This is a genomic window from Streptomyces sp. M2CJ-2 (genome assembly GCF_016757295.1).
Taxonomy (GTDB): Bacteria; Actinomycetota; Actinomycetes; order Streptomycetales; family Streptomycetaceae; genus Streptomyces.
This window is the reverse complement of the sequence record NZ_JAESIF010000001.1, coordinates 211,364-227,795: the sequence shown is the minus strand read 5'-3', so window position 1 is coordinate 227,795 and position 16,432 is coordinate 211,364. Positions and strand designations below refer to the sequence as shown.

Here is a 16,432-nt window from a genome sequence, read left to right as displayed (position 1 = left end):
GGCGGGCCGGGGCCGCCGCCTCAGATCACGTTGAGCGCCACCGCGCTGCCCACTCCCCCGAGCAGCATGAACGCCGGCATCAGCACCTTGATCTCCACCCAGCTGCCCGCCTTGAACCGCATCGCCTTCGGCGGGCCCACGGGGTACCAGCGCTTGCGGCCCACCGGTATGGGCCACAGGATCGGGCAGCCGGAGACGGTCAGGGCGTCCCCGATGTCGTGGACCAGCGCGCCCAGGACGATCGGCAGTCCCAGCCACAGGTACTCCTGGCCCGGCGCGGTGAACAGCCAGGCGGCGCCGTTGCCCGGCTGGTCCAGAATGCCCGCGAGGATCCACGCGCTGGTCGCGGCGAGCAGCCACACCAGTACATCGCTGCTGGCACCCCGGGCCGCCCGCCACAGCAGGCCCTCGATGGCGAGCACCATGTGGACGAAGAGGATGGCCAGCACCGCCCACCGGCCGCCGGTGATCGCCAGGACGGAGGTGCCCCCACCGATCAGGACCGCCCACAGCCAGGTGTGGGTGAGGGTGCGGTGGCCGCCGGAACGGCGCGGGTCGCCCGGCTTCCTGGTGGCCTTGTAGACGGCGGACGACAGCTTGTCGACGATCTCGCACAGCCTCCGGGAGACGGGCCCGAAGGCCCGGGATATCGTCGCCGCCTTGTGGTCCAGGTCCGGGGCGAGGGCGGCGCCGGCGCAGATGAGCGCGCCGACGAGCAGCACCGGCCAGGGCATCGGGCTCCCCGCGGCGGCCGTCGCCGCTCCGACACCGAGCCAGGCCGCGGCGCCCGACAGTGAGTGTGCTGGTCCCATCATCCCCGTTACCGCCCCATTGCTCGTGCACCGCTGTCCGGTCGACCAGGTGCGCTGACGCTCCTCGGCGCCACAGCGTAGCCTTAGCGATCTTCGTTCCCGAATCCGATTCCCACCCGGGGCCGAACGGCAGGCAAGATGGGGGGTGTGACCCTTATCGATCAGCTGCCGCCGACCGCCGACCCCGACGCCCTGTACGAAGCCTTCGAGTCGTGGGCCGAGGAACGCGGTCTCACGCTCTACCCCCACCAGGAGGAGGCGCTGATCGAGGTGGTCTCCGGGGCGAACGTGATCGTCTCGACGCCCACCGGCTCGGGCAAGAGCATGATCGCGGCGGCCGCCCACTTCGCCGCGCTGGCGCGGGACGAGGTCACCTTCTACACGGCCCCCATCAAAGCGCTGGTGTCGGAGAAGTTCTTCGAGCTGTGCAAGATCTTCGGCACGGAGAACGTCGGCATGCTGACCGGCGACGCGTCCGTCAACGCCGACGCCCCGGTCATCTGCTGCACCGCCGAGGTATTGGCGTCGATCGCGCTGCGCGACGGCAGGTACGCCGACGTCGGCCAGGTCGTCATGGACGAGTTCCACTTCTACGCGGAGCCGGACCGCGGCTGGGCCTGGCAGATCCCGCTGCTGGAACTGCCGCAGGCGCAGTTCGTCCTGATGTCGGCGACGCTCGGTGACGTCTCCTTCTTCGAGAAGGACCTCGCCCGCCGCACCGGCCGCCCCACCTCGGTGGTCCGCTCGGCGACCCGCCCGGTACCGCTGTCCTACGAATACCGCTACACGCCGCTCACCGAGACGCTCACGGATCTGCTGGCGGCCCGGCAGGCTCCGGTCTACATCGTGCACTTCACGCAGGCGCAGGCGGTGGAACGGGCCCAGGCGCTGATGAGCATCAACATGTGCACGCGCGAGGAGAAGGACCGGATCGCCGACCTGATCGGCAACTTCCGCTTCACCACCAAGTTCGGCCGCAACCTCTCCCGCTACGTCCGGCACGGCATCGGTGTGCACCACGCCGGCATGCTGCCCAAGTACCGGCGGCTGGTGGAGAAGCTCGCACAGGCCGGTCTGCTGAAGGTCATCTGCGGTACGGACACGCTGGGCGTGGGCGTCAACGTCCCGATCCGCACGGTGCTGTTCACCGCCCTGACCAAGTACGACGGGAACCGGGTGCGCACGCTGCGGGCCCGTGAGTTCCACCAGATCGCGGGCCGCGCCGGACGGGCCGGTTTCGACACCGAGGGGTTCGTCGTCGCCCAGGCCCCCGAGCATGTCGTCGAGAACGAGAAGGCGCTGGCCAAGGCGGGCGACGACCCGAAGAAGCGCCGCAAGGTCGTCCGCAAGAAGGCGCCCGAGGGGTTCGTCGCCTGGTCGGAGCAGAGCTTCGAGAAGCTCATCGGCTCCGATCCCGAGCCGCTGACCTCCCGTTTCCGGGTGACGCACACGATGCTGCTGTCGGTGATCGCCCGGCCCGGCAACGCCTTCGAGGCGATGCGGCACCTCCTCGAGGACAACCACGAGCCGCGCAAGCAGCAGTTGCGGCACATCCGGCGGGCGATCGCCATCTACCGCTCGCTGCTGGACGGCGGCATCGTCGAGAAGCTGGACGCGCCGGACGCCGAGGGCCGGATCGTCCGGCTGACCGTGGATCTCCAGCAGGACTTCGCGCTGAACCAGCCGCTGTCCACCTTCGCGCTGGCCGCGTTCGAGCTGCTGGATCCCGACTCTCCGTCGTACGCGCTCGACATGGTGTCCGTGGTCGAGTCCACGCTGGACGACCCGCGCCAGATCCTCGCCGCCCAGCAGAACAAGGCACGCGGTGAGGCCGTCGCCGCGATGAAGGCGGACGGCGTCGAGTACGAGGAGCGCATGGAGCGCCTCCAGGACATCACGTACCCGAAGCCGCTGGAGGAGCTGCTCTTCCACGCGTACAACACCTACCGCAAGAGCCATCCCTGGGTCGGCGACCATCCGCTGTCGCCGAAGTCCGTGGTCCGGGACATGTACGAACGGGCGATGTCCTTCACGGAGTTGGTGTCCCACTACGAGCTGGCCCGCACCGAGGGCATCGTGCTGCGGTACCTCGCCAGCGCCTACAAGGCCCTGGAGCACACGGTCCCGGACGACCTGAAGTCCGAGGATCTCCAGGACCTGATCGCCTGGCTGGGCGAGATGGTGCGTCAGGTCGACTCCAGTCTGCTGGACGAGTGGGAGCAGCTGGCCAACCCCGCGGAGATGACCGCCGAGGAGGCCCAGGAGAAGGCCGACCAGGTCAAGCCGGTCACCGCCAACGCGCGTGCCTTCCGCGTCCTGGTCCGCAACGCCATGTTCCGCCGGGTCGAGCTCGCCGCTCTGGACCAGGTGGACGCGCTGGGCGAGCTGGACGCCGAGGCCGGCTGGGACGCGGACGCCTGGGGCGAGGCGATGGACAAGTACTGGGACGAGTACGAGGAACTGGGCACCGGCCCCGACGCCCGCGGTCCCAAGCTGCTGCTGATCGAGGAGGAGCCGGCCGACGGGCTGTGGCGGGTCCGGCAGATCTTCGACGATCCGAACGGCGACCACGACTGGGGCATCAGCGCGCAGGTCGACCTCACCGCCTCCGACGCGGAGGGCCGCGCGGTCGTCCGGGTCACCGATGTCGGCCAGCTGTGAGCACAGGAGCGTTCCTCCCATGACGAATCCGACCGAGAGCCTCGTCGACCTGCTCGACCTGGAGCAGATCGAGGTCAACATCTTCCGGGGCCGCAGTCCGCAGGAGTCGCTGCAGCGGGTCTTCGGCGGCCAGGTGGCCGGCCAGGCCCTGGTCTCCGCGGGCCGCACCACCGAGGGCGACCGCCCCGTGCACTCGCTGCACGCGTACTTCCTGCGCCCGGGACGCCCCGGGGTGCCGATCGTGTACCAGGTGGAACGGGTGCGGGACGGGCGGTCGTTCACGACCCGCCGGGTCACCGCCGTGCAGCAGGGGCGCACGATCTTCAATCTCACCGCTTCCTTCCACAAACCCGAACAGGGGAGTTTCGAGCACCAGCTGCCGCCGGCCCGCGCGGTCCCGGACCCCGAGTCGCTGCCCACGGTCACGGACGAGATCCGCGAGCATCTGGGCGCGCTGCCGGAGCAGTTGGAGCTGATGGCCCACCGTCAGCCCTTCGACATCCGCTATGTGGACCGGCTGCGCTGGAACCGGGACGACGTCAAGGACGCCGAGCCGCGCAGCGCGGTGTGGATGCGCGCGGTCGGCCCGCTCGGTGACGATCCGCTGGTGCACACCTGCGCCCTGACCTACGCCAGCGACATGACCTTGCTGGACGCCGTCCGGATCCCGGTGGAACCGCTGTGGGGTCCGCGGGGCTTCGACATGGCGTCGCTGGACCACGCCATGTGGTTCCACCGCCCGTTCCGTGCGGACGAGTGGTTCCTGTACGACCAGGAGTCACCGATCGCCACGGGCGGGCGGGGGCTGGCCCGCGGGCGGATCTACGACCGTGCGGGGCGGATGCTGGTGTCCGTCGTCCAGGAGGGGCTGTTCCGGGCGTTGTAGGTCAGCGGGCCGCTCACCGGTTCCCGTCGCACGATTCTCGCCGGCGCCCGGCCCGGCGGGCGTGGCGGGCGGGCCGGGCGTGGCGGGCGTGGTCGTCGTGATGGTGTGTGTGGCGGTGTTCGCGGACATGCTCGTCTCCCCCGCGGAATGTGCACGGTCGGCGCGGCGTGCGCCGCCCCGGAGAGAACCGTATCCACTCCGTCACTCTCTGCGAGAGCCTGTGGACAACTCCGCGGGGGCCGACGAACGTGCGGGTCAGTTCCCCGCGAGACCGTTGGAGCCTGGTCGGCGGGTGTCCACGTCCAGATGTTCTCCGACCCGGTTGACCAGCAGGGTCATCTCGTAGGCGACCCGTCCGACGTCGGCCTCGGCCCCACTGAGAACGCACAGGCAACTGCCGGCGCCCGCCGCAATGACGAAGAGCATGGCGTCGTCGAACTCGATCATCGTCTGGCGCATTCCGCCCGCACCGAAGTGCTGTCCGGACCCCTTGGCGAGGCTGTGCAGTCCGGACGACACGGCTGCCAAGTACTCCGCGTCCTCTCGGCGCAGTCCCGTGCTCGTCCCGGTCACCAGTCCGTCGTTGGACAGGACCAGGACGTGCCGCACCTGCTCGACACGCTGGGTCAGGTCGTCCAGCAGCCAGTCGAGTCCCTGATTTTGCGTCATTTCGCGAATCTCCCCCTTGCTCTTCCCCGTGATGGTTCCCGTGGTCCTGTTCGTGAGCCTTTCCGTTCGCTTCCCCCGTGCGGTGCATCCCCCGGCGGGGAGATCCCCGTGGCCAGCCTTCCCCACGACCGGGCGCCGGACAAGGAGATTGGGAGCCATGGGACAGAAGTTGACCGACGAAGAGCGGTGCGAGTTCGTCTCGCACGGAACCCGCACCGGCGAGCTCTCCACCGCCGGACGGTGCGGTCCGGGCCGTCCGGTGGGGGATCATGCGGGACATGAGCGACGACCACACGCACGACCACGCACACGTCCAGGAGTTCTTCACCGCGCGTGCCGCCGGCTGGGACCGCCGTTTCCCCGACGACGGTCCGGCCTACGCGGCCGCGGTCGCCGACCTCGGGCTGCGTGAGGGCGACCGGGTGCTCGACGCGGGCTGTGGCACCGGACGGGCCCTGCCGCCGCTGCGTGCCGCGGTGGGTTCCTCGGGAACGGTCCTCGGGGCGGATCTGACGTCGGCCATGTTGCGAGAGGCCGCGGCCGCCGGACGGGACGGCGACGGCACGCTGCTGCTCACCGACGTCGCCGCACTGCCCCTGCGCTCGGGGTCGCTCGACGCCGTGTTCGCGGCGGGCCTCATCGCGCACCTGCCGCACCCGGCCGAAAATCTCCGTGAGCTGGCGCGGGTGGTGCGTCCCGGTGGGGCGCTCGCGTTGTTCCACCCGATCGGCAGGGCCGCGCTCGCCGCCCGCCAGGGCCGCTCACTCACCCCGGACGATCTCCGCGCGGAGCACAATCTCCGTCCGCTGCTGGCCGGTTCGGGCTGGCGGATGACGTCGTACGCCGACGAGGACGCGCGGTTCCTGGCGCTGGCCGTCCGGGGGGACTGACCCTTCGGGCGCCCGGTGCTCAGTCGGTGGGCGTGGTGTCCGGGTGCCGCACCGGGCAGCCGCCGAGGCCCGGTACCGGGCAGGTGCCCAGGTCCTCCAGCCGGTAGCCGTTCGGATAGCTCTTGATCTCCCGGTTCTGCCGGGCGAAGTGCGGGGCGCGCCGGGGCGGCAGCAGCCGGACCGCGCGGCCGCGCAGCCGCACCGCTCGGCGTACGCACGCGCGCGTGGCGGCGCTCGGCGGGGTGTACCGGAAGGCCCGCAGGAGGGGGTCGTCGAGCAGGGCGAGTGTGGCGGTGCGCAGCAGCGGGGCGAGCGGACGCGGGTACCAGGAGGTCATGAGACCGAGGGTGGCGTCCGAGACCCGGCGCGCGCCCTCGTCCCAGCCGAAGTGGGCCTGTTCGTAGGAGTCGAGGCAGCTCTCGAACTCCTCATAGGAGCCGGGGATGCCCTGGATGCCCATGTGCCGCCCGAGTGTCCGGTAGTGGACGGCACTGGCGACGGTCTCGTGCCGCGACATCCTGCGCCACCCGTAGGCGTCGATCCACCGCTTGGGCATCACGACGAACGTGCACAGGACGTACCGCATGTCGTCGTTGGGGATGTCGTAACTGCGGTGCATCCGGTTGATGCGGCGGATCGCGGTCCGGCCCCGGTCGCTGCCGAATCCGTGCTCGACGACGGCGTCCAGGAGGAGCGAGGTGTCGTCGTAGCGCTTCTGGGAGCGGTCCGTGAGCTCAGCGGTCTCGGCGAGCAGCCGGCCGATGCGGGGAACGGCGTACGTGCGGTACAGGGCGAGTTCCAGTGACCGGGTGAAGTCCCAGGGGAATTCGTACGCCGCGCTGAGGCGGTAGATCTCCGTGGCGTCCCGGTGCGGGTCCATCCGCCGGATGCGTTCCAGTCGCTCGAAGCGCTTCACCGCGCCGCCCCCTTCTGCCGCCGGACTCCGACTCTACTGTGCGTGGCGGTTTCCGTACGGCGGGTCAGGGTCACGGCGGTCCGCCGGGGCGCCCGAGGGCGTGCCCGCGTGGCAGCGGGTGACCGATTCACCCCGTCCGGACGGAAAGCCACCGCTTCGGGCAGGGGGTCGAGGTCGTGACAAGGGGCTCGGGGTCGGATTAGGGTGCGCGCCGGTGAACGAGACGACGGGGAGGCCGCCATGGCCGGGACGGACGAGGAAGCCGCCGCCGCGGACGACGCGCTCTACGTGCTCACGGCGGCGCTGCTGACGCCGGCGAAGTTCCCGAGTGTGCTGGGCGACGACTACCCGGAGGCGTGCGCGGTGCTCGGCCTCGCCCCGCCCGCCGACGGGTACGGGCTTGTGCTCGGGCAGGACGGCGAGGGTGCCCGGTGGACCGTCGTCGTCGACGACGTGTCGCTGGTCGCCGTCGCGATCGCTTCCTGGGACTGCGGCATGGAGCACGATCTGTCGCCGGACGAGCGCACGGTCGTCGCCGCGCTGCCGGGCTGGCCCCTCGCGGTCGCCGTCGCGGCGCCGAACGTGCCCGCGCCGCACGATCCGGATCCGGACACGGCCGACGGGCCCGCGTTGACACCTCCCGATCCCGAGGCCTGGGGGCCGGCGCAGCGGCGCCTGGGCGCCGACGAGATCGCGCTCCAGTGGGCGGTCTGGCGGGAGCAGGTCGACGACACGTCGTTTCCGGCTGCGGGCGGCTCCGCAGGACCCCCGGACGGCGCCGGAGAGGCCGACGGGGACGGTCCGGCCGGGGATGACCTGCCCGAGGACGGCGTCGGCTCCGATGTGCCGGACGGCCGGCCGGGCCACAGCGGTATCCGACGCGTTCTGACGGAGGCGCGCGCCTACCTCACCTCGCCGCCGCCGCTCGGCCGGGTCCGCTCCTCCTTCGCCCCGGGCGAGGCCCGCACACTGCGTGCCGACGGGCCCGGCTGGTCGCTCGTGGCCAGGACCGACGACATCGCGTTCGTCCTGCTCGACGACGAACCCGGCGAGGTCCTCCCGGTGGGCAGGGGGCCGGAGCTGCCGGGCCTCCTGGAGGGCCTCGACAAGATCGCCGTACGGCCGCTCTGAGCCCCGCGGTCGGCGCCCCGAAGCGGTCGGCCCGGGATCCGGGCCGGGTCGGGGCCTGACCCGGCCCCGACCCGCCGGACGCGCCCCACCGGTCTCAGCGACCCAGCTCCTTGCGCGAGACACGGCGCAGCCGGCTCCGCTGTGAAGGGTCCAGGGCGAGGTATGCGGCGGCCGGGACTCCCAGGACTATCAGGAGCGCCGCCCACCAGGGCAGCCAGATGAGCAGGATGAGTCCGGCCGCCACACCTCCCGCGGCGATCTTGGCGTTCTTCGACATGAGTGTCGCCTCCTTCGCGGCCGTTGCCGCTCTCTGTCGTGAAAACGGGCCCGCGCCTTCGGCGGTTCCGACCGCGACCCTGAGACGTCCCTGAGGTTCGCCCCCTAGGCTTCCCTGAGGGCCACCGTCGGCTCATCGACTCATCGACTCGGCGACTCGGCGACTCGGTGACTCGGCGACTCGGCGACTCATTGATGCTTTGGAACGGAGCACGACCGCACATCCATGGTGACCCGGTTCACCACCCAGGCATACCCGGTCACCCCCGGCCGTGCTGTACTCTCGGCGACTCCGACGCCACTAGTCAAGTTTGATGAATCGATGAGCAAGGAATCCGTCATCGTCGCGCAGACGCCTCCCCCGCCGCATGCTCCCGCCCAGCACGCCGAACTGGCCCACTGTTCAGCCGTGTTCGTACCCGGTGACCCGGCCCGCACCGGCCGGTTCGCCTTCTGGCGGCCCGACGGGTCGGCTCCCCCTGCCGTGGACGCGGCGTCGGTCGAGGAGCTGACCGTCGTCGTTCCCGGCGAGGCCGGGGTGGAGACGGTGAGCGTCCCGGCGGCGCTGCTGCCGGTACGCGCCGCGCTGCCCGTCCTCACCCGGGCACGGACGCACGACGAAGGGCACCCTGCCGCGGTGTTCTGGGGCGCTGCCGCCGTGCACGCCCTGGGTCTGGTGGCGCGCGGTCTGCTGCTGCCGGGGCTGTCCCCGGCCGGCCACGACGCCTGGCGCGCGGGGCCGCTGGACGCGGAGGACGTCGAGGCGGTGCGCCGGCTGGCCGCCGCGATGCCGCCCGAGGCGCACGCCCTGCCGGTGGACGGCCCGGGACCGCTGCGCCTGCCCGACCCCGAACGGCTGCTGCGTGCCTTCCTCGACGCGGTCGCCGACACCTTGCCCCGCTCCCCCGCCGCACCCCTCGTCACCGGCACCCCCGCCTACGCGGTACCGCAGCGACAGCACCTGCCCGAACTGCGCGACTGGGCCGCCGACGTCGCCGCCGGCCACGACGCCGGCGTACGTCTGTCGCTGCGCGTCGAGGTGCACGGCCTCACGGGCCTGACGGAGCTCACCGACCTGACGGCGCCCTCGGACACCCTGGGCGACGACATGGACGACGACACCATGGACGACGACGGCGCGAACGCCACGTTCCGAGTGGTGCTCCAGGTGCACAGTGTGAGCGACCCCGCGCTCGTCGCGGACGCCACCGATGTGTGGGCCGGACCCTCAGACGGCGCGGACGGCGCGGACGGCGGCTTCGGACCGCGCGCCCGGATGGACACGCTGCTCGCGCTCCGCCGCGCCGCCCGCGCCTGGGCCCCGCTCACCCCCCTGCTGTCGGCGACCGTGCCGAACGCGGTCGAACTCGCCGACGAGGAGGTCACCGAGCTCCTCGGAGAGGGCACCAGGGCGCTCGCCGGAGCGGGCGTCGACGTGCACTGGCCGAGGGAGCTGACCCGCGGACTGACCACCCGCGCGGAGATCGGTCCCGCTGCCGACGAGCGGGGCCCCGGGCGGCCCGACGTCGCGGGCGCCTCTCAGGGACCGTCCTTCCTGTCGGCCGACGCGCTGTTCGCCTTCGACTGGTCGTTCGCCCTGGGCGACCGGCAGCTCACCCGCGCGGAGCTGGACCGGCTCGCGGAGACCAAGCGTCCTGTCGTGCGGCTGCGCGACCAGTGGGTGCTGCTCGACCCGCAGGAGGTGCTCCGCGCCCGCGCGCGCCAGGACCACGAGGTGAAGCCCGTCGACGCGCTCGGGGCCGCCCTGACCGGCTCGGTGGAGGTGGACGGCCACCGGATCGAGGTGCGGCCCACCGGCCGGCTGGCTGCCCTGCGGGACCGGCTCGCCGACCCCGAGGCACAGGAGCCCGTCGCACAGCCGGCGGCCCTCGCCGCCATGCTGCGGGACTACCAGCGGCGCGGGCTGAACTGGCTGGCCCACATGACGTCCGTGGGTCTGGGCTGCTGCCTCGCCGACGACATGGGCCTCGGCAAGACCATCACCCTGATCGCCCTGCATCTGCACCGGCAGTCCGACCCCGCGTCCGCCGGGCCCACCCTCGTGGTGTGCCCGACCTCCCTGATGGGCAACTGGCAGCGGGAGATCGAACGGTTCGCGCCCGGTACGCCGGTACGCCGCTTCCACGGTGCGCGGCGCTCGCTGGACGACCTGGCCGAGGGCGAGTTCGTCCTCACCACGTACGGCACCATGCGCCTGGACGCTCCCCGTCTCGCCGAGGTGTCCTGGGGAATGGTCGTCGCCGACGAGGCCCAGCACGTGAAGAACCCGTACGCGGCGACGGCCCGGCAGCTGCGCTCCATCGGCGCACGCGCGCGCGTGGCGCTCACCGGGACACCCGTGGAGAACAACCTCTCGGAACTGTGGGCCGTTCTGGACTGGACGACGCCCGGCCTGCTCGGCCGGCTCGGCACCTTCCGCAGGCGGTACGCGGACGTCGTGGAGGGTGGGCAGGACCCGGCCGCGGCGGAGCGGCTGGCCCGGCTGGTACGGCCGTTCCTGCTGCGCCGCCGCAAGTCGGACCCGGGGATCGCGCCCGAGCTGCCGCCGAAGACGGAGACGGATCACCCGGTGTCGCTCACCCAGGAGCAGGCGGGGCTGTACGAGGCCGTGATACGGGAGGCCCTCGCCGAGATCTCCGGCACCGACGGCATGGCGCGACGGGGAATGATCGTGAAGCTGCTGACCGGGCTCAAGCAGATCTGCAACCACCCGGCGCAGTTCCTCAAGGAGGACCGTCCGGTGCTCGTGGGACGGTCCGGGAAGCTGGAGTTGCTGGACGAGCTCCTCGACACGGTGCTCGCCGAGGAGGCCGGGGTGCTGGTCTTCACGCAGTACGTGCGGATGGCCCGTCTCCTGGAGCGCCACCTCGCCGCGCGGGGCGTGCCGTCGCAGTTCCTGCACGGTGGCACGCCGGTGGCCGAGCGCGAGGCGATGGTGCGGCGTTTCCAGGACGGCGGGGTCCCGGTCTTCCTGCTGTCGTTGAAGGCGGCGGGCACGGGGCTGAACCTCACCCGGGCCGAGCACGTCGTGCACTACGACCGCTGGTGGAACCCCGCCGTCGAGGCGCAGGCGACGGACCGCGCGTACCGCATCGGCCAGACCCGGCCGGTGCAGGTGCACCGGCTGATCGCCGAGGGCACGATCGAGGACCGCATCGCCGAACTGCTGGTCCGCAAGCGCGATCTGGCGGACGCGGTGCTCGGCTCCGGGGAGGCGGCGCTCACCGAACTGACGGACGCCGAACTGGCGGATCTGGTGGAACTGCGAGGGGGAGCACGATGAACCGGTACGACGGTGCGGAGCCCGACGGCCACGACGCCGACGGTCATACGGCCGACGGTCATACGGCCGACGGTGAAGCCGCCGGGGCGGAGCGGACGTTCGCCGCGCTGCCCCCCGCGCGGGGGCGCGGTTTCGCGCAGACCTGGTGGGGCCGGGCCTGGCTGACGGCGTTGGAGGGCACGGCCCTGGACGTCCAGCAGCTCAAGGCGGGTCGCAGGCTCGCCCGCGCGGGAGCGGTCGGCGCGGTGTCCGTGCGTCCGGGGCGCATCACGGCCGTCGTGCAGGACCGCGACCGCACGGCGCACCGGACGGACGTCCTGCTCCAGGAACTGTCCGACGAGCAGTGGGACCGCTTTCTGGACATGGCCGTCGAACGGGCCGGACATGTGGCGGCGCTGCTCGACCGGGAGATGCCGCCGCATCTGGTGGAGGACGCGGAGCTGGCCGGGGTCGAACTGCTGCCGGGCCTGGGCGATCTGGAGCCGGAGTGCGGCTGCGGGGCCTGGGACCACTGCGGTCACACGGCGGCGCTCTGCTACCAGGTGGCCCTGCTGCTGGACCAGGACCCGTTCGTCCTGTTCCTGGTGCGGGGACGCGGTGAACGGGCCCTGCTGGACGCGCTCCAGTCGTATGCCGGGACACGCGCGGAAAAGCGGTCCCGCCCGGAGGGCGTGGACGCGGCCGAGGCGTTCGCGGCGGGCGGCATCCGGCCGGGGCTGCCCGACGTCCCCCCGCTCCCCGCGGCGCCGGGGGTGCCGCCGTCGCTGGACACGGACGGGCCGCTCCCCGCCGGGATCGACCCGTCCGCCCTGGAGTTCCTCGCCGCGCGGACCTCCGCGCGGGCCCGTCACCTGCTCGCGGAGGCGATCCGGGACGGGCATGAACGGCATTTGGTGGAGCCGGATCCGACGGTGGCTCAGGACGCGGTGCGGCTGGCCGCCGGTGACCCCCCGCGCGCCGTGGCGGACCGGCTCGCCGCCGGTTCTGGGCGTGGCCGGGAAGGGCTGGACGTGGCCGTACGGGCCTGGCGCCAGGGTGGTACGGCGGCGCTGGCCGTGCTCGACGAGGAGTGGATGGTGGACGCCGAAGCGCTCGCACGCGCGCGTGCGGCCCTCGAGTCGGCCTGGGCCGAGGGCGACGAGGACGAACGGCCGGTGTTCCGGGCCCGTGCCAACCGCTGGACCGTCGTCGGCGCGCCGGTCCAGCTGCGGCTGGGACGCGACGGCCGCTGGTGGCCGTACCGCAAGGAGCGCGGCCGTTGGGTCCCGGCGGGAGGCGCCGCCCAGGACCCGGCGACGGCCCTGGCGTCGGCGGGGGCGGAGCTCCCCACCGGGACAACGCCCTGAAACAGTCGCCTTGTACGCGCCCGGCCCGGGTCAGCGCAACCCGGCCTCGTCCAGGGACGGAAGGAGCGATTCGAGCCCGCTCGGCAGATTGCTGGGCACGCCGCTCGGCAGCTCGGTCGGCAGACCGCTGGGCAGCTCGCTCGGGAAGTCCGACGGCAGCTCGGTGGGGAAACCGGAGGGCAGCAGGCCCTCCAGGCCGCTGGGCAGCTCGGACGGGATGCCCGGGAACAGGTCGGGCGAGCCGCGGGTGCCCGTGCTGCTCCCGGCGGGTTCTCCGTCCGGCGAGTCGTCGTCGCCTCCCGACGCCGTCAGCACGACCACGAAGACGGCCGCCACGGCCACGATCGCCGCAAGCACGATGAGCAGGAGGTTCCTGCTCCCGCCGGGCCCCCGCCCCCCTCCGCCTCCGTCGCCGGACGGACCCTGCGGCGGGTCGGGGGGCGGAGGCGGGCCGGACGGCGGCGGGTTCGGCGGCGGAGGTGCGCCGCCGTACGAGGATGGTCCGAAGCCGCCGCCCGGGGGCGGCGTGTCATCCGGCGGGCCGGGCGGCTGGGGCGGTACCGGTGGCTTGGCCATACCGGCCATGGTCGCCTCGGACGCGCTCCTGGCGCGAGCGTCCCGCACGGAATTCGACACGGGGTCGGGGCACGGACCCAGGCCCGCGGCGTGCTCCGCGCAGAAGCCGAGCCGTGCGCTCCCGCGTGCTGCCGCCCGGTCCCGTGATCGCGCGTGAGCGTGGCCGCCGCGCGAAGCGGCGCGCCGGCCACGCTCGCACCGTCCCGGGCCGCTGAGCCCCGGGAAGTCCGGGGCTCAGCCCCGGGCGCCCAGCAGGTGGTCCATCGCCAGCTGGTCGAGGTGCTCGAAGGCCATGCCGCGCGCGGCGGCGGTGTCGGCGTCGAAGTCCTCGAAGGCCGAGCGGTCGCCGAGCAGCGCCTGGAGGCCGTCGGCCGCCGTGGGTTCCGCCAGCTGGTCCAGCCGGGCCGCGCGCAGCGCCTCCTGCACCTCGGGGTCGGAACGGAAGGCCGCCGCACGGTCCTTGAGGATCAGGTAGTTGCGCATGCAGCCGGCCGCCGAGGCCCACACCCCGTCGAGGTCCTCGGTCCGCGGCGGCTTGAAGTCGAAGTGCTTCGGGCCGCTGTAGCCGGCCGACTCCAGCAGGTCCACCAGCCAGAACGCGGCCCGCAGGTCACCGGCGCCGAACCGGAGGTCCTGGTCGTACTTGATGCCGGACTGGCCGTTGAGGTCGATGTGGAACAGCTTGTCCGCCCACAGTGCCTGCGCGATGCCGTGCGGGAAGTTCAGCCCGGCCATCTGCTCGTGGCCGACCTCCGGGTTGACGCCGTACAGCTCCGGCCGCTCCAGGCGCTCGATGAAGGCCAGGGCGTGGCCGACGGTGGGCAGCAGGATGTCGCCGCGCGGCTCGTTCGGCTTCGGCTCGATGGCGAAGCGGAGGTCGTAGCCCTGGGAGGTGACGTACTCGCCGAGCAGGTCGAAGGCCTCCTTCATGCGGTCCAGGGCGACCCGTACGTCCTTGGCGGCGCCGGACTCGGCGCCCTCACGGCCGCCCCAGGCCACGTACACCTGGGCGCCGAGTTCGACCGCGAGGTCGATGTTGCGGATGGTCTTGCGCAGCGCGTAGCGGCGCACGTCGCGGTCGTTGGCCGTGAACGCGCCGTCCTTGAACACCGGGTGGGTGAAGAGGTTGGTCGTCGCCATCGGCACCTTCATGCCGGTGGCGTCCAGCGCCTGCCGGAACCGCTTGACGTGTCCCTCGCGCTCGCTGTCGCTCGAGCCGAAGGGGATCAGGTCGTCGTCGTGGAAGGTGACGCCGTGAGCCCCCAGCTCGGCCAGGCGCCGCACCGACTCGACCGGGTCGAGGGCACGTCGGGTGGCGTCACCGAACGGGTCGCGTCCCTGCCAGCCGACGGTCCACAGGCCGAAGGTGAACTTGTCCTCGGGGGTGGGCCGGTAGTTCATGCCGTGGCTCCTTGCTCGCTGAGGCTATTTCGTCATGGCGATTTACAAATTAGTATGCAGGAGCATCTCTGGGAAGAGAGTCACCCCGCTGAACCGCGGAAGAGGGAGAAACCGATGCCAGCAGCCGAGGGTCCGCTCGTCGTCGGCGTGGACACATCCACCCAGTCCACCAAGGCGCTGGTCGTCGACGTGGCCACCGGACGGGTCGTCGCGAGCGGCCAGGCACCGCACACGGTGACCTCGGGGGCGGGCCGGGAGAGCGATCCGCGTCAGTGGTGGGACGCCCTGTGCGAGGCACTGCGCCAGTGCGGGCAGGCGGCGCACGAGGTCGCCGCGGTGTCGATCGGCGGCCAGCAGCACGGGCTGGTCACCCTGGACGAGCGGGGCGAGCCGGTGCGTCCGGCGCTGCTGTGGAACGACGTGCGCTCCGCGCCGCAGGCCCGCCGGCTGACCGAGGAACTGGGCGGCGCGAAGTTCTGGGCCGAGCGCACCGGAAGCGTGCCGGCCGCCTCGTTCACGGTCACCAAGTGGGCCTGGCTGGCGGAGCACGAGCCGGACGCGGTCCGCGCCACCGAGGCCGTCCGGCTCCCCCACGACTACCTCACCGGACGGCTCACCGGTCAGGGCACCACCGACCGCGGCGACGCCTCCGGCACCGGATGGTGGGCCTCCGGGACAGAGTCGTACGACGAGGAGATCCTCGCGCATGTGGGGCTCGACCCGGTGCTGCTGCCCCGTGTCGTGCGGCCCGGAGAGGTGGCCGGGACCGTGCGCGCCCACCCTGACCTGCCGTTCTCCAAGGGCACCCTGGTGGCGTGCGGCACCGGGGACAACGCGGCCGCCGCACTGGGCCTCGGTGTGCGGCCCGGCACCCCGGTGATGAGCCTCGGCACCTCCGGCACGGTGTACGCGGTGTCGCGGCGCCGGCCGACCGATCCGACCGGCATCGTGGCGGGCTTCGCCGACGCGCGCGGCGACTGGCTGCCGCTCGCCTGCACGCTCAACTGCACGCTCGCCGTGGACCGGATCGCGACCCTGCTGGGCCTGGACCGCGAGGCCGTCGAACCGGGCCACGGCATCACGCTCCTGCCCTTCCTCGACGGCGAGCGCACCCCCAACCTCCCGAACGCGTCCGGTCTGCTGCACGGGCTGCGCCATGACACGACCGGCGGTCAACTGCTCCAGGCCGCCTACGACGGTGCCGTGCACTCCCTGCTCGGTGCGCTCGACCGCGTGGTCGACGAGGCCGCCGACCCGTCGGCGCCCCTGTTGCTGATCGGCGGCGGCGCCCGGGGCACGGCCTGGCAGCAGACCGTACGACGACTTTCGGGCCGGCCCGTGCAGGTGCCCGAGGCGCGGGAGTTGGTGGCGCTCGGTGCGGCGGCGCAGGCGGCGGGCCTGCTCACCGGGGAGGACCCGGCCGCGGTCGCCCGCCGCTGGGACACGGCTGCGGGGCCGGTGCTGGAGCCGGTGGAGCGGGACGAGGAGACGTTGGCCAGGATCGCCGGGGTACTCTCCGACGCGGCCCCGCTCCTGGAGCGGGGCACGGAGACCGACTGAGGCC

13 protein-coding genes are annotated in these 16,432 nt (G+C 72.6%); 7 read left to right on the top strand and 6 right to left on the bottom strand.

Annotation, left to right across the window (positions count from 1 at the left end; translation table 11 throughout):
* Window positions 1-20: 20 nt before the first annotated feature.
* Window positions 21-815 (bottom strand): metal-dependent hydrolase, encoded by a 795-nt coding sequence (locus JL475_RS01405; protein ID WP_202274090.1) that lies wholly within the window; start codon window positions 813-815, stop codon window positions 21-23.
* Window positions 816-959: 144 nt separating this feature from the next.
* On the opposite strand from JL475_RS01405, the gene JL475_RS01400 reads away from it, so the two are divergent.
* Complete coding sequence (locus JL475_RS01400) at window positions 960-3,473, top strand: RNA helicase (RefSeq protein WP_202274089.1); 2,514 nt, start codon at window positions 960-962, stop codon at window positions 3,471-3,473.
* A gap of 19 nt (window positions 3,474-3,492) precedes the next feature.
* Window positions 3,493-4,359 (top strand): acyl-CoA thioesterase II, encoded by an 867-nt coding sequence (locus JL475_RS01395; protein ID WP_202274088.1) that lies wholly within the window; start codon window positions 3,493-3,495, stop codon window positions 4,357-4,359.
* Window positions 4,360-4,614: 255 nt separating this feature from the next.
* On the opposite strand, the gene JL475_RS01390 is transcribed toward JL475_RS01395, so the two are convergent.
* A complete protein-coding gene (locus JL475_RS01390; protein WP_202274087.1) occupies window positions 4,615-5,028 on the bottom strand; it encodes a roadblock/LC7 domain-containing protein in 414 nt (137 codons plus the stop codon).
* Window positions 5,029-5,306: 278 nt separating this feature from the next.
* Between JL475_RS01390 and JL475_RS01385 the strand changes: the two genes are divergently transcribed.
* On the top strand, window positions 5,307-5,918 hold the full coding sequence (locus JL475_RS01385) for a class I SAM-dependent methyltransferase (protein WP_202274086.1): 612 nt from the start codon (window positions 5,307-5,309) through the stop codon (window positions 5,916-5,918).
* 19 nt (window positions 5,919-5,937) lie between these two features.
* On the opposite strand, the gene JL475_RS01380 is transcribed toward JL475_RS01385, so the two are convergent.
* The gene (locus tag JL475_RS01380) at window positions 5,938-6,834 is read right to left on the bottom strand and encodes an oxygenase MpaB family protein (RefSeq protein ID WP_202274085.1); all 897 of its coding nucleotides are present in this window, start codon (window positions 6,832-6,834) and stop codon (window positions 5,938-5,940) included.
* 240 nt (window positions 6,835-7,074) lie between these two features.
* On the opposite strand from JL475_RS01380, the gene JL475_RS01375 reads away from it, so the two are divergent.
* Window positions 7,075-7,965, top strand: a complete 891-nt coding sequence (locus JL475_RS01375) for a hypothetical protein (RefSeq protein WP_202274084.1) — start codon at window positions 7,075-7,077, stop codon at window positions 7,963-7,965.
* A gap of 94 nt (window positions 7,966-8,059) precedes the next feature.
* Here JL475_RS01375 and JL475_RS01370 read toward each other — a convergent pair whose 3' ends face one another.
* Window positions 8,060-8,242, bottom strand: coding sequence for a hypothetical protein (locus JL475_RS01370; protein WP_109380710.1), 183 nt, complete (start codon window positions 8,240-8,242; stop codon window positions 8,060-8,062).
* Between the two features lie 321 nt (window positions 8,243-8,563).
* On the opposite strand from JL475_RS01370, the gene JL475_RS01365 reads away from it, so the two are divergent.
* Window positions 8,564-11,545, top strand: a complete 2,982-nt coding sequence (locus JL475_RS01365) for a DEAD/DEAH box helicase (RefSeq protein WP_202274083.1) — start codon at window positions 8,564-8,566, stop codon at window positions 11,543-11,545.
* Window positions 11,542-12,891: an SWF or SNF family helicase gene (locus JL475_RS01360; protein ID WP_237405858.1), complete on the top strand. Its 1,350-nt coding sequence runs from the start codon at window positions 11,542-11,544 to the stop codon at window positions 12,889-12,891. The genes JL475_RS01365 and JL475_RS01360 overlap by 4 nt, the downstream gene beginning before the upstream one ends.
* Before the next feature lie 30 nt (window positions 12,892-12,921).
* On the opposite strand, the gene JL475_RS01355 is transcribed toward JL475_RS01360, so the two are convergent.
* Both JL475_RS01355 and xylA read right to left on the bottom strand, forming a co-directional pair.
* Window positions 12,922-13,248 carry a hypothetical protein gene (locus tag JL475_RS01355; protein WP_307824936.1) on the bottom strand — a complete coding sequence of 109 codons (327 nt, stop codon included), beginning with the start codon at window positions 13,246-13,248 and terminating at the stop codon, window positions 12,922-12,924.
* Between the two features lie 453 nt (window positions 13,249-13,701).
* Complete coding sequence (gene xylA / locus JL475_RS01350) at window positions 13,702-14,868, bottom strand: xylose isomerase (RefSeq protein WP_202274082.1); 1,167 nt, start codon at window positions 14,866-14,868, stop codon at window positions 13,702-13,704.
* A gap of 114 nt (window positions 14,869-14,982) precedes the next feature.
* Here xylA and xylB point away from each other — a divergent pair, with 114 nt between their 5' ends.
* Window positions 14,983-16,428: a xylulokinase gene (gene xylB, locus JL475_RS01345; protein WP_202274081.1), complete on the top strand. Its 1,446-nt coding sequence runs from the start codon at window positions 14,983-14,985 to the stop codon at window positions 16,426-16,428.
* Window positions 16,429-16,432 lie beyond the last annotated feature (4 nt).